Source organism: Kitasatospora sp. NPDC058478, from assembly GCF_042720345.1.
Lineage (GTDB): Bacteria > Actinomycetota > Actinomycetes > Streptomycetales > Streptomycetaceae > Kitasatospora.
Genome location: NZ_JBHXML010000097.1, coordinates 1 through 21,950, shown reverse-complemented (window position 1 = coordinate 21,950; position 21,950 = coordinate 1). Strand labels below are relative to the sequence as shown.

18 protein-coding genes are annotated in these 21,950 nt (G+C 76.2%); 12 read left to right on the top strand and 6 right to left on the bottom strand.

All coding sequences use genetic code 11. The features are described from left to right. Window positions 1-81 precede the first annotated feature (81 nt). The 3 genes from ACFWPT_RS37140 to ACFWPT_RS37130 are packed head-to-tail and all read left to right on the top strand — an operon-like array spanning window position 82 to window position 2,981. Window positions 82-1,020, top strand: a complete 939-nt coding sequence (locus ACFWPT_RS37140) for a DMT family transporter (protein ID WP_380487241.1) — start codon at window positions 82-84, stop codon at window positions 1,018-1,020. A gap of 9 nt (window positions 1,021-1,029) precedes the next feature. Next, on the top strand, window positions 1,030-2,340 hold the full coding sequence (locus ACFWPT_RS37135) for a sensor domain-containing protein (protein ID WP_380487239.1): 1,311 nt from the start codon (window positions 1,030-1,032) through the stop codon (window positions 2,338-2,340). Beyond that, on the top strand, window positions 2,325-2,981 hold the full coding sequence (locus tag ACFWPT_RS37130) for a response regulator (protein WP_380430783.1): 657 nt from the start codon (window positions 2,325-2,327) through the stop codon (window positions 2,979-2,981). The genes ACFWPT_RS37135 and ACFWPT_RS37130 overlap by 16 nt, the downstream gene beginning before the upstream one ends. 43 nt (window positions 2,982-3,024) lie before the next feature. On the opposite strand, the gene ACFWPT_RS37125 is transcribed toward ACFWPT_RS37130, so the two are convergent. The 5 genes from ACFWPT_RS37125 to ACFWPT_RS37105 form a co-directional block, all read right to left on the bottom strand. Then, on the bottom strand, window positions 3,025-4,284 hold the full coding sequence (locus tag ACFWPT_RS37125) for a lanthionine synthetase LanC family protein (RefSeq protein ID WP_380487236.1): 1,260 nt from the start codon (window positions 4,282-4,284) through the stop codon (window positions 3,025-3,027). 138 nt (window positions 4,285-4,422) lie between these two features. Then, window positions 4,423-4,593, bottom strand: a complete 171-nt coding sequence (locus tag ACFWPT_RS37120) for a hypothetical protein (RefSeq protein ID WP_380378909.1) — start codon at window positions 4,591-4,593, stop codon at window positions 4,423-4,425. Between the two features lie 12 nt (window positions 4,594-4,605). After that, the gene (locus ACFWPT_RS37115) at window positions 4,606-7,353 is read right to left on the bottom strand and encodes a lantibiotic dehydratase (protein WP_380487234.1); all 2,748 of its coding nucleotides are present in this window, start codon (window positions 7,351-7,353) and stop codon (window positions 4,606-4,608) included. Between the two features lies 1 nt (window position 7,354). Beyond that, window positions 7,355-8,317 (bottom strand): thiopeptide-type bacteriocin biosynthesis protein, encoded by a 963-nt coding sequence (locus tag ACFWPT_RS37110; protein WP_380487232.1) that lies wholly within the window; start codon window positions 8,315-8,317, stop codon window positions 7,355-7,357. A gap of 265 nt (window positions 8,318-8,582) precedes the next feature. Next, window positions 8,583-9,734, bottom strand: a complete 1,152-nt coding sequence (locus ACFWPT_RS37105; RefSeq protein WP_380487230.1) for a glycosyltransferase family 4 protein — start codon at window positions 9,732-9,734, stop codon at window positions 8,583-8,585. 268 nt (window positions 9,735-10,002) lie between these two features. On the opposite strand from ACFWPT_RS37105, the gene ACFWPT_RS37100 reads away from it, so the two are divergent. The 9 genes from ACFWPT_RS37100 (at window position 10,003) to ACFWPT_RS37060 (ending at window position 20,985) form a co-directional block, all read left to right on the top strand. Further along, window positions 10,003-10,995, top strand: a complete 993-nt coding sequence (locus tag ACFWPT_RS37100; RefSeq protein ID WP_380487228.1) for a GNAT family N-acetyltransferase — start codon at window positions 10,003-10,005, stop codon at window positions 10,993-10,995. Further along, window positions 10,988-11,779: an aminotransferase class IV gene (locus tag ACFWPT_RS37095; RefSeq protein ID WP_380487226.1), complete on the top strand. Its 792-nt coding sequence runs from the start codon at window positions 10,988-10,990 to the stop codon at window positions 11,777-11,779. Before ACFWPT_RS37100 ends, ACFWPT_RS37095 begins: the two co-directional genes overlap by 8 nt. Window positions 11,780-11,930: 151 nt before the next feature. Next, on the top strand, window positions 11,931-12,788 hold the full coding sequence (locus tag ACFWPT_RS37090; RefSeq protein WP_079135965.1) for an ABC transporter ATP-binding protein: 858 nt from the start codon (window positions 11,931-11,933) through the stop codon (window positions 12,786-12,788). A gap of 43 nt (window positions 12,789-12,831) precedes the next feature. Beyond that, on the top strand, window positions 12,832-15,477 hold the full coding sequence (locus ACFWPT_RS37085; protein WP_380487224.1) for an FtsX-like permease family protein: 2,646 nt from the start codon (window positions 12,832-12,834) through the stop codon (window positions 15,475-15,477). A gap of 267 nt (window positions 15,478-15,744) precedes the next feature. After that, entirely contained in the window at window positions 15,745-16,215 is a 471-nt protein-coding gene (locus ACFWPT_RS37080; RefSeq protein WP_380487222.1) for a hypothetical protein, read from the top strand. Beyond that, the gene (locus ACFWPT_RS37075) at window positions 16,212-17,804 is read left to right on the top strand and encodes a multicopper oxidase family protein (RefSeq protein ID WP_380487220.1); all 1,593 of its coding nucleotides are present in this window, start codon (window positions 16,212-16,214) and stop codon (window positions 17,802-17,804) included. Before ACFWPT_RS37080 ends, ACFWPT_RS37075 begins: the two co-directional genes overlap by 4 nt. A 177-nt stretch (window positions 17,805-17,981) precedes the next feature. Beyond that, entirely contained in the window at window positions 17,982-19,340 is a 1,359-nt protein-coding gene (locus ACFWPT_RS37070; protein ID WP_380487218.1) for a DUF2252 domain-containing protein, read from the top strand. Between the two features lie 89 nt (window positions 19,341-19,429). Then, on the top strand, window positions 19,430-19,972 hold the full coding sequence (locus ACFWPT_RS37065) for a GNAT family N-acetyltransferase (protein WP_380487216.1): 543 nt from the start codon (window positions 19,430-19,432) through the stop codon (window positions 19,970-19,972). A 92-nt stretch (window positions 19,973-20,064) separates the two neighbouring features. Continuing rightward, on the top strand, window positions 20,065-20,985 hold the full coding sequence (locus ACFWPT_RS37060) for a DUF6891 domain-containing protein (RefSeq protein WP_380487214.1): 921 nt from the start codon (window positions 20,065-20,067) through the stop codon (window positions 20,983-20,985). 31 nt (window positions 20,986-21,016) lie between these two features. On the opposite strand, the gene ACFWPT_RS37055 is transcribed toward ACFWPT_RS37060, so the two are convergent. Beyond that, the gene (locus ACFWPT_RS37055) at window positions 21,017-21,874 is read right to left on the bottom strand and encodes a diacylglycerol kinase (RefSeq protein WP_380487252.1); all 858 of its coding nucleotides are present in this window, start codon (window positions 21,872-21,874) and stop codon (window positions 21,017-21,019) included. Window positions 21,875-21,950: the final 76 nt, after the last annotated feature.

Sequence of the window (21,950 nt, the reverse complement as noted above, 5' to 3'; positions counted from 1 at the left end):
CGGGACCCGAGACTGGACCCTGGACGGGGCCGGGACGGAACCCGACACGGAACCAACGGGACGAAGGTGGAGGTGGTCCGGGTGCGGCGCTGGTTGCCGGGCTTCGTGGCGCTGTCGGCGATCTGGGGCGCGAGCTTCGCACTGATCAAGGTGGCGGTGGAGGCTGGGGTGCCGCCGCTGTGGGTGGCGCTGTGGCGCTGCGCGCTCGGGGCGGTCACGCTGTGGACGATCCTCGTGCTGCGCCACGAGCGCGTCCCCCGCGACCGTGCGCTCTGGGGGCACTCCGCCGTGGTCGCGGTGCTCCTCAACACCGTGCCGTTCACGCTGTTCTCGTTCGGCGAGACCCGGGTCAGCTCCGTCCTCGCCGGGGTGATGAACGCGACCACCCCGCTGTTCACCCTGCTGTTCACCGTCCTCACCGTCGCCGAGGAGCGCCGCCCCGGCGCCCGCCGGCTCTCCGGACTCGCCCTCGGCTTCGTCGGCGTGCTCACCGTGCTCGGGGTCTGGCGCGGCATCGGCTCCGGCGAGGCCGCCGGCGGCCTCGCCTGCCTGGCCGCCGCCTGCTGCTACGGCGCGGGCTTCGCCTATCTGCGCCGCTTCCTCTCCGGCCGGCCGGAGTCGGTGGTCACCCTCTCCGCCGTCCAGATCGCCTGCGCCACCGCCGAGTTGGCCGCCATCGCGCCGTTCGCCGCGGGCGCCCCGCACTGGCCGGGGGCGGGCGCGGCCGGCGCCCTGCTGGTGCTGGGCGCGGTCGGCACCGGCCTCGCGTACCTGCTCAACCTCGGGCTGGTCCGCACGGCCGGTACCGCGGTGGCCTCCGCCGTCACCTACGTCATGCCGCTGTGGTCCACGGCCCTCGGCGCGGCCTTCCTCGCCGAACCCGTCGGCTGGAACGCCCTGGCCGGCGGCGTCCTGGTGATCGCCGCCGTCGCCCTGACCCGCCCCCGGCCCGCACCCCGCCCGGCCGGCTCCGCCGCCTCCACGCCCGACGCCCCGAGGCCTGGTCAGAGGGTTCGTTAGAGTGACCGGGTGAACGAGGAGGAGCAGCAGCCGACGGCCGTCTGGGCCGCGCTGCGAGCCCACCCGCTGCGCTTCCCCGTCACCCCGTGGGTGCCGCGCTGCTGGGCGTACCTGCTCGGCGGCGCGCTGCTGGGCCCGCTGCTGCTGGCCGCCCTGGCGGTGCTGCTGGTGCTCGGGCTGGGCCTGTCCGTGGTCGGGGTCGGACTGCCGGTCCTCCTCGCCCTGGCCCTCGCGGGCATTCCCGCCGCCGCCCTCGAACGCCGACGGCTGCGGCTGGTCGAGCCGGCACCGCTGCCCGACCCGCACCGCCCGTTGCCCGGCGCCGGCCGCCGCGCGAGGCTGCGGACCCGCCTGCGCGAGCGCGCCACCTGGCGCGAGCTGGCCCACACCGCGCTCACCGCCACGGCCCTCGCCGCCGCCGCGCTCGGCTTCAGCGCCGCGCTGCTGTTCTCCGGCGCCCTGGTCGCTTCCCCGGTGATCGTCTGGGCGCTGGCTCCCGAAACCGTCATGATCATCCCTGGCCGGGCGGTGCCGGGGCCGCTCGCCGCCCTGCCGTTCAGCGCCGCCGGGCTCGCCGGACTCCTCCTCTGCGCCTACGCCGGCGCCCTGCTGACCACCGCCCAGGTGGCCCTCGCCCGCCTCCTGCTCGGGCCCCGCGAGGAGGACAGCGGCCGACAGGTCCTCGAACTCACCCGCTCCCGGGCCCGGCTCGCCGACGCCTTCGAAGCCGAACGCCGCCGCATCGAACGCGACCTGCACGACGGCGCCCAACAGCAGCTCGTCGCGCTCAGCATGACCCTCGGCCTCGCCGACCACGCGCTGCGCGACGGCAGCGGCCAGTCCGGCGACCGGGCCACCGCCCTCGTCGCCCGGGCCCGCGGCGAAGCCCGGCAGGCCCTGGAACAACTGCGCGGCCTGGTCCGCGGCATCCACCCCCAGGTGCTCACCGACCACGGCCTCGTCGCCGCCGTCGCCGAGGTCGCGCTGCGCCATCCCATCCCGGTCCGGTCCGACTTCGACCTCCCCGGCCGGCTGCCCGCCCCCGTCGAGACCACCGCCTACTTCACCGTCACCGAAGCGCTCACCAACGCCGCCAAGCACAGCGGCGCCGCCACCGTCACCGTCAGCGGGCGCATCGCCGACGGCCGGCTGGTGCTCCAGGTGACCGACGACGGCCACGGCGGGGCCGACCCGGCCGCCGGGGCCGGCCTGCGCGGACTCGCCGACCGGGTGGCACTCCTGAAAGGACGGCTCATGGTGACCAGCCCGACGGGCGGCCCGACCACGCTGCGGCTGGAGGTCCCGTGCTCCGGATCGTGATCGCGGAGGACGCCGTGCTGCTGCGCGCCGGACTCGTCGAACTCCTCACCCTCGGCGGCCACCGGGTGACCGCCGCCGTCGGCGACGCCCGCGCCCTCGCCGCCGCCGTCGACACCGAACGGCCCGACGCCGTCATCACCGACGTCCGGATGCCGCCCGACTTCTCCGACGAGGGCCTGCGCGCCGCCCTCGACCTGCGTGAACGCCACCCGGGCCTGCCCGTCCTGGTGCTCTCCCAGTACGTCGCCACCCCGTACGCGACCCGCCTGCTCGCCGCCGCCGGCGCCCAACCCGCCGGCCTCGGCTACCTCCTGAAGGACCGCGTCGGCGACGTCGCCGACTTCCTCGACGCCCTGCGCCGGGTCGCCGCCGGCGAGACCGTCATCGACCCCGACGTGGTCCGCGTCCTGCTGCGCCAGCAGTCCGCCGACCGCCCCCTCACCCGGCTGACCCCCCGCGAACGCGAAGTCCTCGCCCTCATGGCCGAGGGCCTCAACAACCAGGCGATCGCCACCCGGCTCACCATCACCGAGGCCTCGGTGGTCAAACACTGCGGCAACATCTTCATGAAGCTCGACCTCGACCCCACCGAGGGCAACCGCCGCGTCCTCGCCGTCCTCGCCCACCTTCGGGCGGCGTAGGGCGGCGTAGGGCGCGCCCGACACCGGGCCGGGCGTCGGCGGCTCAGCGCAGACCGAGACAGGGCAGCCAGGCCCGGGAGGCGTCGTGGCCCGCGGTGAGCAGGGCGCACAGCGGGCCGGCCGCGCCCCCGAGCAGGCCCATCCCCTCCGCGCCCAGGGCCTCCACCTCGGGCAGGCGGGCCCTCAGGTGGGCGAGCAGGCGGGCCCTCAGCGCGGCCGCGGCGGGCAGGCCGGCATGGTGGGCGAAGGCGTCGGCCACCGCCAGCACGCCCGAGGCGCCGTGGCACAGGGCCAGCAGGTCGCTCACGCGGTCGCCGAAGAGGTGGAACCGCTCGTCGTACCGGTCGGCGAGCGTGCCGAAGGCCGCTGCGGCCCAGGCGGCCGTCTCCCGGTCGCCCGTGGCGTCGGCCGCGTCCCACAGCGCCCAGGACACTCCGGGGGTGCCGTAGCACCAGGCCTGGCGGGCGCGCGCTCCGGCGGGCGGCGGGCCGTCGAGCCCGGCGCCGTCCCAGGTGCGGATGGAGCGGGCGTCGTCGAAGGACTGCCGCATCAGCCACCCGGTCGCGCGGCGCAGGGCGGGCGTCAGGCCGGGGTGCGGTCCGAGGTGGCGTACGGCTGCGGTGAGTGCGGCGACGACTCCTGCGGCGCCGTGGCCCGTGCCGGTGTTGATCCGGCCGTCCAGCCAGCCCAGGTGCGGGTGGCCGGCGTACTGCCCCGTCCGCAGTCGGGGCAGCTCGTCGGTGTCGCACAGCCGGGCCAGGTGGTCGGCGTACGGGCCGAGTTGGGCCGGTGTCGGGCGGGTGCCCGTGGTCAGGGCGAGCAGGGTCCCGGAGGGGCCGACGATGAGGTCGTAGTCCGGGAAGGCGACCTGCTCGCACCGCCAGTCGAGGGCCGGCGCGGTGCGGACCAGGTGGTCGCGGAGCCGGTCGGCGGCCCGGTGCAGGTCCGGGTGGACCAGGGCTCCCAGGCGCAGGCCCGCCAGCGTTCCGGCCAGTCCGCCGTCGTAGAGCCCGCAGTGGCCCGGCCCCTGGCCGGCGGTGCGGGCCCACACCGCCACGGCACGGGCCGCGGACCGTTCGGCCTCGGGCCCTCCGGTGGTGTGCAGCAGGGCGGCCAGGACGGGGACGCCCGGATCGGAGGGGTGCTCGGCGACCGCCGGGCTCTCGCGGGGCCGGGCGGACCAGGCATCGAGGAGCCGGACGGCGAGTCCGGTGACGGCGGTGCCGGTGCTCTCGGTGCTCTCAGTGCTCTCAGTGCTCTCGGTGTTCGCGGCGTTCGCGGCGTTCGCGGTGTGCTGCGGCACGGTGGCTCCTCGGGAACGACGGGTCGGCACTCCGCCCGGCCTGGAGGGGCCGGGCGGAGTGCCGGTGGTGGCGGCCGTCAGGGGCCGTTGTCCGGGTGGGCCGTCCGAGGGTGTGCCCTCGGACGGCCTGACGGGAGATCAGCAGAACAGGCCGCTACAGAGCAGCACCGTGTCGCAGATCAGGACGGTGCAGACGCCGCTGCAGCCGCCGCTGCTGGCCTCGGGGGTCGGCAGGGTGGTCTCGGTGATGCGCGCGTCCAGGTCGCCGATGAGGGCGTCGAGGTCGGTGAGCGCCGTGGTGTCGGGCATGGTTGTCCTCCTTCAGGAGCGGTGATGGGTGGAGACCGCCCCGGTGGCCCGCCCGCGAGGGGCGGGCGCACCGGGGACGTCGGGTTCGCCACGCAGTGCGGCGGCGGCGGGCTCCGCGAGTTCCTCGGCGCCCTGGTCGAACGGAAGTCGGAGCAGCAGCTGGGCGGCGACGGCGGCACCGCCGTGCACGGGGTCGTGGAGCAGCAGGCCGCCCGGGTCGGGGAGCATCTCCTCGACCAGCAGGTCCGCACCTGGGTGGCGCGCGCAGATCCGCTCCAGCAGCGGGACCGCGGTCAGCGCCGCGAAGTCCACGGGAACCGGTTTCGGCTGGGGTACGGCCCGGACGAACGCGAAGCGCGGCAGCCCGGCCGAGCGCCCGAGGGCGGCGAGGGCGCGCACCTTGGTCAGGTCGCCGTCGCCGGGCCGCCACAGCAGAGCCGGCGGCACGCGCCAGAGGGCGGGGCTGATGACCAGGGCGCCGCCGCCGACGGTCACCCGGGGCAGTCGGTCCGTGTCGGGGAACGCCTCGGCCAGGCCGTCCAGGCGGATCAGGCGCGAGCCCGCCGGGTGGCCGGCGGCCAGCAGCAGCCGGACCAGGACGTCGTACGGGGGCAGGGGCGTACGGGTGGCGTGGTGGACGGGCAGCAGCCGGCACCCGTCGGCCTCGGCGATGATCCGCGGGCCGACCCGTCGCAGGGTGATGCGCTCCAGCGGCAGGTAGCGGGCCGTCAGGCCGTCGGCTCCCTGGTACGGCAGGGGATCGGGATCCCCCGTCCACCAGCGGGTGATGACCGGCCGCCGGACGGCGTTGGCGGCGCGTCCGGCCAGCGGCGGCACCAGCAGTTCGACGAAGCGCGCCCCGGACAGCCGCTCGACGGAGGCGAGGAAGGCCCGGTAGCTCCGGAGGTTGTCGTAGCCGCCGTGCAGGGTGTGGAGCGCGTCGGCGAACCGGGCGTCCAGCACGCCCGCCGGTGAGGCGGTCTCCAGTACCGCGACCGGGCCGGGGCCCGGCAGCGGACGCAGCAGGCAGTCCAGGGGCCAGGGCGGCAGCGCGGTTGCGGCCGGGGGCGCCCCGAGCGTGTCCAGCAGGTCGTCGTCCAGGTCCACCGGTCCGCCGCCGGCCCGGGCGGACAGGTGGGCCAGCAGCCTCGCGTAACCGGAACCGGAGGTCTCGGCGGGGTGCCAGCCCGCGTACCGGCGTGGGGGCTTCGGCGGTGGCGGCGGGCAGCTGCCGTCGGGTAGGTGGCGCGCGAGGATCTCACCGAGCGGGCACGGCCGTTCGGTGAGCTCCGCGAGCTCCGCCGGCAGCCGGTGCGGGTCCGGCCCCGCGAGCCGGTCGGCTTCCCGCAGCCACGCCACGCGGGCGGCGGTGCCGAGGCCCTGCTGCACCTGGCGGGCGGCTGCTCCGGAGACGGCCGAGGCTATGGTGCGGTAGGAGTCGGTGAACCACGGCCGGGAGTCGTCGGCGGGGGCGGCGGAGCCGGTGGTACGGAGCGCGGGTGCGGGTACAGCGGAATCGGTGCTCGGCGCAGGTGCGGGTGCAGGTGCTGGAAGCGGTGCCGGTGCCGGTTGCGGAAGGGTGCCGCGTGCGCGGACGTCCTCGGCGGCGAGCCAGCCCGTGGTGCGGCGGCGCGGGGCCGCGCAGGCCTGGAGCACGCCGAGTCCGAGCAGGTGCGCGAGGAAGCCGCGCAGCACCGTGGGAGCGGAAGCCGCCGCCCCGGTCGCGGCCGTGCCCAGCAGAGCCGCTTCGAGGTCGCCCAACGGGCGCGGGCCGTCGGCCAGTTGGGCCAGCACGTGATCCAGGGGGAGGGAGCGCCGCAGGTCGACCTGCCGCAACCGGCCCCGGTCGTGCGGGTCGGTCACCCAGCAGCGCAGGACACCGGCGCCCGGTGCGGTGCCCGCCGGCTGGGGGAAGTGCAGCGGAGCCAGGGCCAGCACCGTGGCCGGGTCCGCCGCCCGCAGGTCCAGGGCGCCGAGCCGGGCCCGCACGCCGTGGACGTTCTCCACGGCCTCGGCCGCCACCTCGCCGAGGGCCGTACCGGGCGGGACGAGCCGCAGCAGGGGGCCGTCGGCCCAGCCGCCGTTCCCGCCACTGTTCCCGCCGCCGTTCGCGCCCGCCGGGGTGACCGGCAGCAGGGTGACCTGGCCGACCCAGCCGCGCGGGGTGGTCTTCGCCGCGGCCCGACCGAGCGCCCGCCACACGTACGCCGCCCGTTTGCGCAGCCGCTTCCCGCTCCAGGACTCGCCTGCGGCCAGCCGGCCGGCCACGTCTGCGGCGGCTCCGGGTTCCACCTCGTCCAGGAAGGCCCGCATGACGGGCGACGCGCACACCAGGGACCAGCCCAGAGCGCCCACGCGCTCGCGCTCGGCCGCCACCGCGGCCTCCAGCCGCCGCAGGGCGGCGGCCGCCGACTCGGCTTCGCCGGCCAGCCGTGCGGCGTCCGCGACGAGGCCGTGGGCGGCGGGCAGCCGCCCCAGCAGCCCGCAGTCGGCCGGGCCCGGTGCGGCGCCGGAGTGCAGCCGACGGCGCACGGCCAGCACGGCGCGGCGGTCGGCGGCGGTGAGGGCGGGGTGCGGCACGACCAAGGTGCCCAGCTGCCCGGCCAGTTGGCGGGCGTGCTCCGCCCGCCGTTCGTCCCGCCGGGCGTGGTCGGCGACCTGTGCGAACAGCTCAGGGTTGCCCGCCGCCGTCCACGCCGCCAAGGGCATGCCGGCCACGCGGAGCAGTGCCGCGGCGCCCAGTTCCCGGTCCTCGGACACGTCAGGACCTCCCGTCACCGGTGAGCGCGTGGGTCAGCAGGCTCTGCCGGGCAAGGGAGAGCCGCCCCCGGTTCCAGTGGAAGACGACGTAGTGGGCGGCGGCGCGGCGCGGGCCGATCACCGCCTCGCCGGACTCGAAGTAGCCGGTGCGCCAGCGCTCGGCGGCCCGGCGCACGGCGTCCCCGTGCACCTCGACCGCCGCCCGCCGGTGCGGCGGCAGCGGAGCGAGCAGGCTCTGTCCGCCGGCCCGCCAGGCCGCGAGGATGCCCGCGGCGGCGCGCCGGGTGTCCTCGTCCGGGTCGGTGCCCAGCCTGCGGCCGGCGTCGTCCTGGAGCACCTGCCAGACCCCGCGGTGCTCCCAGCCGACGATGCCGAGGCCGTCGAGGAGTTCACCGAGGAGGTACAGGGACAACCGCCAGTCCGCGACCGCCTCCGGTCGGCCCGGCGCCGCGACGGTGTCGTGGTGATCGAGCCAGGCCAGGGAGTCCACCGTGAACAGGTCGTGGACGTGCCGCATCGATCGCGGGCCGCCGAAGAGGTAGGTCTCCGGCTCGTACCGTCCGCACAGCGGCGGTTGCGGCTGTCCGTCCACCGCACGGAAGCGGCGCGTCAGTTCCTCGCGCAGCGCCCCGACATCGGACCGGCCCGCCTCGAACCGGACCCGCAGCCCGGGCGGTTTGTGCATGAAGAAGAAGGAGCGCGCCGCGCCGGCGGCGATCAGGTCGCGGGCCGTGTCCGCGACGGCGCGGTACGTCCGGTGCCAAGTGGCCGGGCCCGGTGCGAGGTTGATCTGCACCCAGCCGTCCTCGGGCCTGTCGTCGCGCAGCGCGGACAGCCCGGCCGTCAGGAACGCGCGGCGCGCGGCCTCGTATTCGGGGCCCGCGGAATCGACCGGTACCGTTCCCCACGGAATGTCGCGAGCGTCCTGGAGGCAGTCGGCCAGCAATCGTTCGACCTCCACCATGGTGCCCACCTCCTCGTGATTTCGGCTCTGCTCCTGGGGTTTCCACGGTTTGGTCGGATTGAAAAACGGAAGGCAAATATTCATATGATGAAAAAGGGTGCGCCTGCTGCGCGTAAGGAACTTCGCGCGCTGAAGGCGCATCCTGCGGGCGCATTCGACAGCCATCGCCCCCCCCTGACTCGATGATCGCCCGCATGTCGGTGAGTGGGTGTCATTGTGGCTCGAACTCCCTTTGAACAAAGCGATGTTGGCGCGTCCGAAAGTGTCAGGCGAGTCCGGCGAGGGCATCCGGAACGGACCGGGTGGGGTCGAGCAGGTGGGCGAGGCGGTGGGCGGAGGCGGTCCAGGACCAGTGGGTGGTGGCCCAGTCGCGGCCGGCGGTGCCCATCCGGGCGCGGTCCGCCGGCGGGGCGAGGAGGAGCCGGGTGAGGGCGGCGGCCACGTCGGCCAGGTCGCGCCCGTCGACGACGGTGCCGGTGACGCCGTCGAGGACGGTGTCGGGGGCGCCGCCGGATCGGCCGGCGACGACGGGCAGGGCGGCGGCGGCCGCTTCGAGGTAGACGATGCCGAGGCCTTCGGCTTCGAGGCCCGCCCGGCGGGTACGGCACGGCATGGCGAAGACGTCGGCCTCGGCGTAGTGGGCGGCGGTGGCCGCGTGGTCGAGGCCGCCGGCGAATTCGACGCTGCCGGGCTCGGTGCACCGGTGGGCGAGCGCGCGCAGGCGGTCCTCGTACGGGCCCTGGCCGACGAGGACGAGGACGGTGCCGGGGACGGCCCGGCGGATCGCCGGCAGGGCGCGGATCAGGACGTCCTGCCCCTTGCGCGGGACGAGCCGGGCGACGCAGAGGATCACCGGCCCGGTGCGGGCCCGCCGGGCGCCGGCGGCGCCGGGCCGGAAGCGGTCCGGGTCCACGCCCGGGACGAGGCGCGCCAGTTGGGCGTCCGGGCCGAGGGCGGGGGCGATCCGGGCGCGGGTGTACTCGCCGAGGTAGGTGACGACGTCGACGCTGCGGCCTATCCGGCGCAGCAGGCGGCGGGCGCCGGGGGTCCGGGCCCACCAGATCTCGTGGCCGTGGGTGGTGGCGACGGTGCGTTGGATGCCGTCGGCCTGGCGCAGCAGGCCGGGGGCCATCGCGGCGAGCGGGGCGGCGGCGCCGAACCAGACCCGGTCGCAGCCGTGGGCGCGGGCGATCTCGGCGGCGCGGCGGGTGGCCCGGGCGGTGGGCAGCAGGGTGCGGGTCCGGTCGCGGATCACCGGGAAGGGGAGGGCGGCGTCGTGCCGATCGGCGCCCGGTTCGGCGGAGGTGTAGACCACGACGTCGGAGTGGGGCAGCCGGGTGGCCAGGGCGTGGACGAAGGTTTCGATGCCGCCTTGGCGGGGCGGGAAGTCGTTGGTGACGATGAGTGTGCTGCCCATGGGCGGGTGAGACCTCGGTTCGGTGTCGGAGAAGGCGTTGGCACCAGGGCCGGCCGGCAGCGGTCGCGGGTCCGGGGAGTCGTGCCGATTCATCACCCGTTCATTGCATCGTCGCAGGTCAGCCTGGTCATCACGGTCAGGTCGAGTCCTCTGGTCGGGTTTCCCCTACCATCCGTCAGGGCCTTCGCCCGGAGACCTTCGCATCCGATCTGACGTTCGGTGTTCGCTGGATTACGGAAAGTGCCCGCGCTCCCGCTATCGTGTCGGCGTGGTGAGGTCGTGGGATGCGGCGGTGGAGCGGGCGCAGGACCGGCTGGCGGCGGGGCCGCGGCTGCGGGCGGTCGCCGAGGAGGACGAACGGCGGTTCGCCCTCTGGGACTTGACGTCCCTGGTGGAGGGCGAGCTGGGGGAGCTGGTGGCCCCGGACGCGCTGACGCCGGAGGCCGAGCGCCGGTGGCGCGAGCGGCTGGGGGAGAGCGGCCGGGAGTGGCCCGGCGGCGAGCTCTACCGGCGCCGCTACTGGGTGCTGGACGAGGGCGGCGCCGCGGCCGGCACGGTGGCGGTGGACAACTGGACCAAGGGGCCCGGCCAACTCGCCGTCTCCTCCCTCTACTTGCTTCCGGAGGCGCGCGGCCGGGGGCTGGCCGCCGGGGCGCTGGACGAGGTGTACGCGGCGGCCGCCGCGGAGGGCCTGCCCGGCTTCCGGCTGGAGGCGCACTGGTCCTGGCAGCACGCCGTCCGCTACTACCTGCGCCGCGGCCTCTGGGTGGTCGGCTGGAAGCGTTCGCTGGCCCTGGCCCGGATGCCGCAGCTCCCGCCGTACCGGGTGTGCGAGGAGGGCGGCTGGCTGCACCTGCTGGTCGCGGACCGGGGCTGGGGCTGGGTGCCGATGCTCGCCGCCGGCTGCGAGGGCCGCTGGCTGCGGCTCGACGAGACGCCCGACTACCGGGCGGCCGACGGCTGGGTGCACGAGTACGCGCGTTCGACCCTGGCGCTGCATCTGGCGCTCGCGGGCCGGCCGCTGGTGCGCGGCCCGCAGTGGTGGGCGGAGGCGTGGCGGTGGTCGGACGCCGGGGAGCCGGAGGGGCTGGCCTACAAGATCGAGCACTTCGAGCAGCTGGCCCTGGCGGCGGGCCGCCAGGTGGTCAGCCCGTACCGCCCGGCGGTGGCGGCGTCCGAAGCGCCGACCCCGCCCCCGGCGCCGAGAGCGGAGGCCCCGGTGGCGGCGGCGCCGGGGCTGGCAGACTCGGGGGATGGCTGAGATCGAGATCGACGGCGCGCCGGCCGACCCGGCGCGGCTGGCCGCACTGGGGCTGCTGAACTACGGGCACTTCACCACCCTGCGCGTCGAGGCGGGCCGGGTCCGGGGCCTGGCGCTGCACCTGGACCGGCTGGTCCGGGACTGCGGGGTGCTGTTCGCCGCCGAGTTGGACCGGGCGGCGGTGCGGGAGCGGATCCGCGCGGTGCTGCCCGCCGACGGCGCGCCGGTGGTCGTCCGGGTGACGGTGTACGACCCGGAGCTCGGCCTGGAGCGCCCCGGCGGCCCGGCGGCGCCGCGGCTGCTGCTGACCACCCGCCCGGCGGCGGTGGCCGCGCCGGCCCCGCTGCGGGTGCGCACGGTCGGGTACCGGCGGGAGCTGCCGGAGGTGAAGCACGTCGGCCTGTTCGGCCTGGTCCACCACCGCAGGCGGGCCCAACTCGACGGCTACGACGACGTGTTGCTGGTGGAGCCGGACGGCGGCGGGGTGGTCGAGGGCGCCACCTGGAACGTCGGCTTCCTCGACGGCCGCCGACTGGTCTGGCCGGACGGCCCGAGCCTGCCCGGGGTGACCGCCGCGCTGCTGGCCGGCGCGTACGGCGGGCCGCAGTCGCGCGAGCGGGTGGACGCGTCCGGGCTGGGCCGCTTCACGGCGGCGTTCGCGGTGAACGCGGGTGTCGGCGTCCGGCCGCTGGCCGCGGTCGACGGTACGGCCTTCGACCCGGCGCACCCCGTGCTCGCCGAACTCGCCACCGCCTACGGGGAGATCGCCGCCGACCCGGTGTGAGCCCGCCCGGCGCCGGCCCGCAGGCCCCCGGAGGGGGGTGGGGATATCCCCACCCCCGGTCCGCCAGCGGCCTCCATGGTCCGCCGGCCTGGCCTTTTCTAACGTGGAACCCGTCGACGACCACCGACGATCCCCGAAGGAAGGCCCACCCATGGCACGCCGCCACGACCGCCCATCGACCGAGCCGTACGCCGCCGGACCGCACGCCGCCGGACCGTACGCGACGGGGGCGTACGGCGGCGGCCCGTACACCGAGCAGGGCGCCCGTCCGGCGATCGAGCTGCGCGGGGTGCGCCGCACCTACGGCCGCGGCGCCGAGACCGTGCACGCGCTGCGCGGGATCGACCTGGCGCTGGCCCGGGGCACCTTCACCGCCGTGATGGGCCCGTCCGGCTCCGGCAAGTCGACCTTCCTGCAGTGCGCGGCGGGCCTGGACAAGCCCGACCAGGGGGAGATCCGCCTCGGCGGCGAGGACATCACCCGGCTGAGCGAGGACCGGCTCACCAAGCTGCGCCGCAGCCGGATCGGCTTCATCTTCCAGTCCTTCAACCTGCTGCCCTCGCTGACGGTGGAGCAGAACGTGCTGCTCCCGCAGCGGCTGGCGGGCGAGCGCCAGGATCGCGCCCGGGCCCGGGAGCTGCTGGCCCAGGTCGGCCTCGGCGAGCACGCCAAGCGGCGGCCCGGCCAGCTCTCCGGCGGCCAGCAGCAGCGGGTGGCGATCGCCCGCGCGCTGATCACCGACCCGGACGTGGTGTTCGCCGACGAGCCGACCGGCGCGCTGGACACCCGCACCGCGCACGAGGTGCTGGGCCTGCTGCGGCGCGCCGTGGACGACCTGGGCGCGACGGTGGTCATGGTGACCCACGACCCGGTGGCGGCCTCGTTCGCCGACCGGGCGCTGTTCCTGGCCGGCGGCGCGCTCGTCGACGAGCTGCACCACCCGCAGGCGCAGGCCGTCGCCGACCGGATGGTCTCGCTCACCGCCCGCCCGGTGGGGGTCGCGGCGTGAACGGGCGGCGTGGACCGATCGACGAGTGGAACGGGGCAGGGGCATGAGCAACGGACTGGCGCGCGCCTCGGTGCGCTTTCGACCCGCCTCCTTCGTGGGCACCCTGGTCGCCCTGCTGCTGGGCGCCGCCGTGGTGGTGGCCTGCGGCGTGCTGCTGCAGACCGGACTGACCGCGAGCGTCGCACCGCAGCGGTACGCGGGCGCCCCGGTGGTGGTCGCGGCCGACCCGATGGTGCGGATCACCGCCAAGGTCGGCCGCGACACCGAGACCAGGGAGCAGACCACCCCCGAGCGGGCCCGGACGGACGCCGCCCTGGTGGGCCGGATCGCCGCACTGCCCGGGGTCGCCGCCGCCCGCCCGGACAGCGCCTTCCCGCTGCCGGCCGGCGCCGGCACCCCCGCCCTGACCGGCCGGGGCTTCGCCGCGCTCGGCATCGCCGGCCCGGCCGACCAGCTGGTCGAGGGCCGTGCGCCCGGCGCCGACGAGGTGGTGCTGGACGCCGACACGGCGCGCGCCGCCCACCTCGCGCCCGGCGCGAAGCTCACCCTCACCGCCCCCGGCGGCACCGGCGACTACCGGGTCTCCGGCCTGGCCGCCGCCCAGTCCGCCGGCCCCACCGCCTGGTTCGCCGACGCCACCGCCGACCGCCTCTCCGGCCACCCCGGCCGGATCGACGCGATCGCCGTCCAGCCGCGCGAGGGCGTGGACCGCGCCGCGCTGGTCGCGCAGGTCCGCCAGGCCCTCGACGCCCAGGCCCCCGGCACCAAGGCCGTGGACACCAAGGTCGCGGGCACCCAGGCAGCGGACGCCAAGGCCGCCGGCACCCCGGCCATCGGCCTGGAGGCCAAGGCCGAGAACGGCGGCGCCAAGGTCTTCACCGGCGACGGCCGCGGCACCGTCGAACAGCCCGCCATCGGCGAGGCCCGCACCCTGCTGATGGGGCTCGGCGGCAGCTTCGGCGGCTACGCCACCATGACCGCGATCTTCGTCGTGATGAGCACCGTCGCCCTGGCCACCGGCCAGCGCGCCCGCGAGTTCGCCCTGCTGCGCGCCATCGGCGCCACCCCGCGGCAGATCCGCCGCACCATCGCCACCGAGGCGATGCTGGTCGCGCCGGTCGCCGGGGCGCTCGGCATCCTGCCCGGACTGGCCCTGGCCCGCTGGTGGTTCGACGAACTGACCTCGCGCGGCGCCGTGCCGCAGGGCGTGCGGCTGGACGTCGGCCCGCTGCCGATGCTCGCCGCCGTCCTCATCTGCACCCTCGCCGCGCTGACCGCCGGCTTCCTGGCCGCCCGCCGCCCCGCCAAGCTGCGCCCCGGTCAGGCGCTCGGCGCGGCCGCCGTCGAACCGGGCCACCCCGGCAAGGTGCGGACCGTCTTCGGGCTGCTCTTCGCCGCCGGCGGCGTGGTGGCCGCCGCCTTCGCGGCCGCCCTGGACGGCATCAACGCCGCCAACACCGCGCTCGGCGTGGTCATGTGCTTCATGCTGGCCGTCGCGCTGCTCGGCCCCTGGGTGGCGCGGGTCGCCGCCGCGGTGTTCGGCGCCCCGCTGCGGGCCGGCGGTGCCCCCGGCTCGCTGGCCGCCGACAACACCCGAGCCAACGCCCGCCGGCTGGCCTCCGCGATCACCCCGATCGTGCTGGTCACCGCCTTCTGCGGCACCCTGCTGTTCCTCCAGAGCACCATCAGCCACGCCACCGGCGCGAACGTGCGGGACGGCATCGTCGCCGACCACGTGATCGGCTCCACCGGCCCCGGCCTGCCCGCGGGCACCGCCGCCCGGGCCGCCAAGGTGCCCGGTGTGGACGCCGCGGTCGGCGTGCTGCGCACCGGCGTCGTGTACACCCACGACATGCAGCTCGGCTCCGCGACCGCGCTCGGCGTCGACGGCGACCCGGCCCGGCTGTCCCGGGTGCTCGACCTGGGCGTGCGCAGCGGTTCGCTCGCCGACCTGGGCCGCGCCGCCGACACCGTTGCCCTGGACGCCACGCTGGCCGACGCCCTGGACGTCAAGGTCGGCGACCGGGTGCCGCTGCGGCTCGGCGACGGCACCCCGGTGCAGCCCGCCGTGGTCGCCGTCTACGACCGCGGGCTCGGCTTCGGCCAGGCGCTGCTGCCCCGGGCGGTCGTCGCCGGGCACGTCACCGCCGGGTACGACAGCCAGGTGCTGGTCGCCGACGCGCCGGGCGCCGACCGTACGGCGGTGGCGGCCGCGCTGGCGGGCCTCGCGGGCCCCGGCGGGGCGACCGTGACCGACCGGGCCGGATTCGTCGCCCAGTCCGACAAGATGATGGAGCTGAACGCCTGGGCCAACACCGTGATGGCCGGCGTGCTCGGCGGGTTCGCCGCCGTCACCGCCGTCAACACCCTGGTGATGACCGTCCTCGACCGGCGCCGCGAGGTCGCCCTGCTCCGACTGGCCGGCACCACCCGGCGCCAGGTGCGCGGCATGATGCGCTGGGAGGCGCTGCTGGTCGCCGCGACCGGCCTGGTGATCGGCGGGGGGATCGCCTGGATCGCCCTCGTCCCGATTGCCCGGGGCGTCGCCAACTCCTCCCCGTACATCCCGCCGGCGCTCGCCCTGCCGCTGGCCGCCGGAGCCGTCCTGCTCTGCCTCGGCGCGACCGGGCTGCCCGCCCGGGCCCTGCTGCGCACCCGCCCGGTGGCGCTGGGCGCCGCCCGGCAGTAGCCGAGGCCCGTGAAAAGCCCGAAGGGCCCCGTCCGGTACCGCCGGAAGGGGCCCTTCGGGCTGGTCACGGCACCTGCTTGAGGATCGCTGGACGGCCACACCAGAGCCTCGCTCGTACGGGTGACAAAAGCCGGGCCGAGTAGGCGCAATGGGGTAGCCGGGAAAGTCCAAACCCCTTTATTGGAGCTGATCGTGATGTCGGATCAGCTACGCTCTCGCCCGCCCCGTCGGACCCGCCCGACCCGCCGAAGCAGAGAGTAGCCCGACATGAGCAGTCCTCCCGCGGCCGCCGCGCCCCGCTGGCCGCTGATCCTGCTGCGCATCACCGCGACCACCCTGGCGGTCCTGGCCCTGCTCCAGGTCATGCTGGCCGGCAGCTTCCTCAACGGCACCTACGAGTCCCTCAAGGACCACGAGGGCAACGCGATGACGCTGGCCACCGTGGTCCTCTGCCAACTGGCGGCGGCCGCGCTGGTGCGCCGGCCCGGCCGCGGCCCGATCTGGCCGCTGTGGAGCACCGCCGTGCTGACCGTCGCCGTCGTCGGCCAGATCGCGGCCGGCTACGCGCGGTCGATCAGCGTGCACGTCACCCTCGGGGCGCTGCTGGTCAGCGGGATCCTGTTCGGGCTGGTCGGCGCCTGGCGGCTGCCGCTGCCCGCCCGCGCGGACCACCTGCCCGAGCCGGACGGCAGCGGACGCCTGCCGCGCCCCGGCGGGCCGCTGGAGGTGTCCAAGTGAACCGTCGACGGTTCCTGGGCGTCGGCGCCTCCGTCCTCGGCGCGGGCGCGCTGGCCGCCGTCGCCGGCCCCGCCGCCGCCCGGCTGTTCGCCGAGGGCCACCCCGGCCGGCTGCTCAGCAGCGGCCTCGACCTGCCCGAGCCGTTCCAGGTGCCGCTGCCGGTGCCCGCGGTGCTCCAGCCGGTGCGCACCGACGCGACGGCCGACTACTACGAGATCACCCAGCGGGTCGCCGGGCTGGAGATCCTGCCCGGCGTCAGGACCGAGGCCTGGACGTACGGCGGCACCTTCCCCGGGCCGACGGTGGTCACCCGGTCCGGCCGGGCGGCGGTGGTCAAGCACCGCAACGAGCTGCCGGTGCCGTCCGTGGTCCACCTGCACGGCGGCCACACCCCGGCCGACAGCGACGGCTACCCCGTCGACCTGCTGCTGCCGGTCGGCTCCTCCGGCGCGGGCCGGGGGGCGGCGGGCATGCCGGGGATGTCAGACATGCCCGGCATGGCGGGGATGGGCCACGAGGCCGGGCGCACCGCCGAGGGCGAGCGCACCCACACCTACCCGGGCAAGCAGCGCGCCGCCACCCTCTGGTACCACGACCACCGGATGGGCTTCACCGGCCCCGGCGTCTGGCGCGGCCTGGCCGGCTTCCACCTCGTCCACGACGACGAGGAGAGCGCCCTGCCGCTGCCGCGCGGCGACCGCGACCTCCCGCTGATGCTCGCCGACCGCTCCTTCACCGAGGACGGCTCCTTCCGCTACCCCGCCATCGACGAGGACCTCGCCTCGCCCGGCGTCACCGACGACTACATGAACGGCGTCCTCGGCGACGTCATCCTCGTCAACGGCGCCCCCTGGCCCCGCCTCGACGTCGACCGCGCCCGCTACCGGCTGCGCCTGCTCAACGCCTCCAACGCCCGCCCCTACCGGCTCCGGCTCGACCCGCAGCCCTCCGGCGGCGACGCCCTCGTCCAGATCGGCTCCGACGGCGGCCTGCTCGCCGCCCCGATCGCCCACGACGTGCTGGAGATCGCCCCCGCCGAGCGCTTCGACATCGTCGTCGACTTCTCCCGCTACGCCCCGGGCACCTCGGTGCGCCTGCTCAACCTCTTCGGCAGCGGCCGTACGGCGGAGGTGATGCGCTTCGACGTCTCCGGCAAGAAGGTCGGCGACGACTCGACCGTGCCCGACAAGCTGTCCGCGGTCGAGGAACTGGACGCCTCCGCCGTCGACGTCACCCGCAAGTTCATCTTCCGGCGCAGCGGCAGCTACGGCTGGACCATCAACGGCGACCTGTACCGGCCCGGCCGCGACCTCGCCCGGCCCGCCCTCGGCAGCACCGAGCGGTGGCGCTTCACCTCCGACCTGCACCACCCCGTCCACGTCCACCTCAACCAGTTCCAGGTGCTCAGCCGCAACGGCCGCGACCCGGGCCCGTACGACGGCGGCTGGAAGGACACCGTCGACCTGCGCCCGGCCGAGGCGGTCGAGGTCCTGGTGCGCTTCACCGACTACCAGGGGACGTACATGATGCACTGCCACAACCTGGAGCACGAGGACATGGCGATGATGGCGGACTTCACCGTGCAGTGAGCCGGGGGCCGGGGGGCTTCGTCCGGCGGGCTTCATCCGGTCGGCCGAGTGCCGGAGGGCGCGCGGTGCGCGTTCCGGCACTCGTGGCCTAGCGTCGCGGGGAGACGCACCCCGCCCGCCGTTTCGCCGTTTCGTCTCCCCGCCGTCCCCGCCGTCCCGCCGACCGAGGAGCCGCGCATGACCACCCCCGCCGAACGCCGCCGGCACGGCCGGGCCGCCCGTGACCGCGTCTCCCGCTCCGCCCACGGGCGGTGGATCCCCGCCGCCGACCGGCCCGACCCGGTCGAGGTGCTGGTGCGCCAGGGCGAGGGCCGGGTCGCCCGGCTGCTGCCGATCCGCTACGGGCGGATGGCCGACACCCCCTTCACCTACCTGCGCGGCGCCGCCGCCGTCATGGCCGCCGACCTCGGCGCCGTCCCCGACACCGGCCTCACCGTCCAACTCTGCGGCGACGCCCACCTGGTGAACTTCGGCTTGTTCGCCTCGCCGGAACGCGCCCTGCTCTTCGACGTCAACGACTTCGACGAGACCCACCCCGGCCCCTTCGAGTGGGACGTCAAACGGCTGGCCGCCAGCATCGCCGTCGCCGCCCGCGACCACGGACAGGACGAGGACCGCGCCCACCGCGCCGCCCGCACCGCCGTCCAGGGCTACGCCACCGCCATGCGCCGCCTCGCCGGGCTCGGCGAACTCGACGTCTGGTACTCCCGGATCGACGCCGGCGACCTGCTGGCGCTGCTCCGCAAACCCCGGCAGCGCAAGCGCGCCGAGGCCGACCTCGCCCAGGCCCGCCGCCGCACCAGCCTGCACGCCTTCGGCAAGCTCACCGAGGAACGCGACGGGCAGCGGCGCATCATCAGCGCGCCACCGCTCGTCGAACCGCTGAAGAAGAACGAACTGCGCGACATCGGCAAGGTGTTCAGCGACTACCGGGCCGCCCTCGCCGAGGACCGCCGCGTCCTCCTCGACCGCTACCGCTTCGTCGACGCGGCGATGAAGGTCGTCGGTGTCGGCAGCGTCGGCACCCGCTGCTACATCGTCCTGCTGGAGGGCCGGGACACCCGCGACCCGCTGTTCCTCCAGCTCAAGGAGGCCGGACGGTCCGTCCTGGAGGACCACCTGCCGCCCACCCGGGTCGACGCCGAGGTCTCCGTCCACCGCGGCGGGCGCCGTGTCGTCACCGGCCAGCACCTCATGCAGGCCGCCGGCGACATCTTCCTCGGCTGGACCGCCGGCCCCGCCGGGCGCCACTTCTACGGCCGCCAACTGCGCGACATGAAGGGCTCGGTCGAGGTCGCCGACCTGGCCCCGTCCGGCCTGCGCGCCTACGCCGACCTGTGCGGCCGCACCCTCGCCCGCGCCCACGCGCGCACCGGCGACCGCCTCGCCATCGCCGGCTACCTGGGCGGCGCGGACGCCTTCGCCGAGGCGATCGCCGACTTCTCCGTCCGGTACGCCGACCAGACGGCGCTCGACCACGCCGAACTGGTCGCCGCGATCGACGCCGGCCGGATCGTCGCGACCCCGGGCGTCTGAGCACGGCGCGCCCCCGGGGGAGCGCTCCGGATACGGGGGTGCGGAAAACGGGTTGCCCCGGCGGGCGCGGTCGGCGTTGGCTGGCCCGCATGACCGAACTGCGCACCGACCGCCTGCTCCTGCGCCCCTGGCGGGCCACCGACCTCGCACCCTGGGCCGCGATGAACGCCGACCCCGAAGTCCGCGAGCACCTCGGGGACGTCCTCACCCGCGAGCAGTGCGACGCCTCGGTGGCGCGCTTCGAGGCCGGGACCGCGGCGCGCGGATACGGCTGGCTGGCCGTCGAGGTGCGCGCCACCGGCGAGTTCGTCGGCCTGGCCGGCCTCGACGAGGTCGACGAGGGCCTGCCCTTCACCGGCGTCGAGATCGGCTGGCGCCTCGCCCGCACCGCCTGGGGCCACGGCTACGCGACCGAGGCGGCCCGCGCCGTCCTCGCCCACGGCTTCGACGCCCTCGGCCTCCCCGAGATCCTCGCCGTCACCACCGCGACCAACCACCGCTCGCAGGCCGTCATGCGCCGCCTCGGCATGACGTCCGACCCCGCCGACGACTTCGAGGACCCGACCGCCCCCGAGGGCCCGCTGCGGCCCAACGTGCTGTTCCGCCTCCGCCGCGAGCAGCGGGCGGGCTGACGGCGGGCCGGGAACGAGCCGGGAACAGCCTGACGACAGGCGCGTCCCGCGGCTCGGCGCCGTTGTCAGTGGCGTGTGGTTGGGTGATCCACATGCTGGTGATCGGGGTGCAGGAGAACGACGGGACGCGCCACCTCCGGGTGGAGGCGGCCGAGTTGGCGCGGCTGGTGCGGCGGATCGGCGCGAAGGGCGACCGCTTCCTGGTCGCCCAGCGGATACCGGACCTGCCGGACGTCTTCATCCAGGTGTGGCACGCCGAAGGCGGCGAGTACACGCTCGAACACCGCGACGGCTCCGCCGCCCGGCACTTCGAGGTGCGCACCGACGGTCCCGAGGCGGTCATCGCCGCGATGACGGGCTGGGCGCGGCACGAGCCGGGCTGGGGCGACGGCCTGGACTGGCAGCCGCTCGACCTGGGCCCGCAGCCCGAGCCCGCCCCGCCGCTCGACCTGCCCGCCGAGGACCTGCGGCAGTTGCACGACCGGCTGCGCCTCACCCTGGCCGGCGGCTACACCACCCGCGCCGAGCTCGCCGAACTCGCCGAGGACCACCTGGCCTCCGGCGACCACCGCCCGCCCTCCCGCGACCAGGCCGAGCAACTGGCCGACCGGCTCTGGCTGGAGCGCGTCGGCGAGCAGACCGGCTGGATCGGCGAGACCGACCCGGAACGCCTCACCCGGGCCTTCGCCGCCCTGGCGGAGGCCGGCATCACCGCCCGGGAGCACTTCAGCTGCTGCGGTTCCTGCGGCGACGCCGAGATCGCCGCCGCCGGGGCGCCGGACGCCCGCGGCTACGTCTACTTCCATACCCAGTCCACCGACTCCGCCGCCGCCGGCCACGGCCTCGCCCTCCGCTACGGCGGCTTCGACGCCTCCCCGCTGACCACCACCGCCATCGGTCACGAGGTGGCCGCCGCGCTCACCGAGGCCGGCCTGCCCGCCCGCTGGAACGCCGACCCCTCCCATGCGATAGAGATCCGCCCGCTCCTCTGGCGCCGCCGCCTGACCGGGTGAGGCTCGCGGCTCCGACGGGGAGACGGGTGGGTCACGGCACCAGGAGGTGGAGGGCGCCGGGGGCGGCGCTCACGTCGACGGGGAGGGCCGCGATGAACTCGCCGTCGGCGTAGGCGGTGATGGCGGGGGAGTCGATCCGCAGGGATGCGGTGCGGTGGGTGGTGACTTCGGGGTGGGTGGTGTGGGTGCCCTTGAAGAGGGTGGGGAAGAAGCGGGCGATGCGCAGCCGGGGCATGGCGGCGACGAGGGTGAGGTCGAGGAGGCCGTCGTCCGGGAGGGCGTCGGGGCAGATGAGCATGCCGCCGCCGTAGCTGCGGGTGTTGCCGACGGCGGCCAGGGTGAGGTCGCGTTCGATGACGGTGCCGTCGGCGAGGGTGATGCGGAAGGGCAGCGGGCGCAGGTTGGCGAACTCGGCGAGGATGGCCAGGTTGTAGCGCATCCGGCCGCGGGGCCAGCGCAGGCGGTTGGCACGGTCGCTGACCAGCGAGTCGAAGCCGGTGGCGAGGACGGAGCCGTACCAGCGGGTGGTGCCGTCGGCGGCGGTGACCAGGCCGAGGTCGACGGTCCTGGTGCGTCCGGCGGCGACGACGTCGGCGGCGGCTTCGGGGGTGGCGAGCGGGAGGTCGTAGGCACGGGCGTGGTCGTTGCCGGTGCCGGCGGGTATCACGCCGAGCGGGACGGCGGTGCCGGCGACGGCCTGGAGCGCGAGGTTGACCATGCCGTCGCCGCCGACGGCCACGACGGCGTCGACGCCGTCCGCCACGGCCCGGCGGGCGAGGCGGACGGCGTCCTCGGGGTCGCGGCCGGCGTGCCGGTCGACCTGGAGGCCGAGGGCGTGCAGACGGGCGACGGCCCGGTGGGCGGCGGGCGGGGCGGGGGCGGGGGCCACGGGCGGGGCGGGCGTCGGGGTGGCGGCCGGGAGCGCGGCCAGTGCCCGCAGCAGCGCGCGGGCGGCGGCGTCGTTC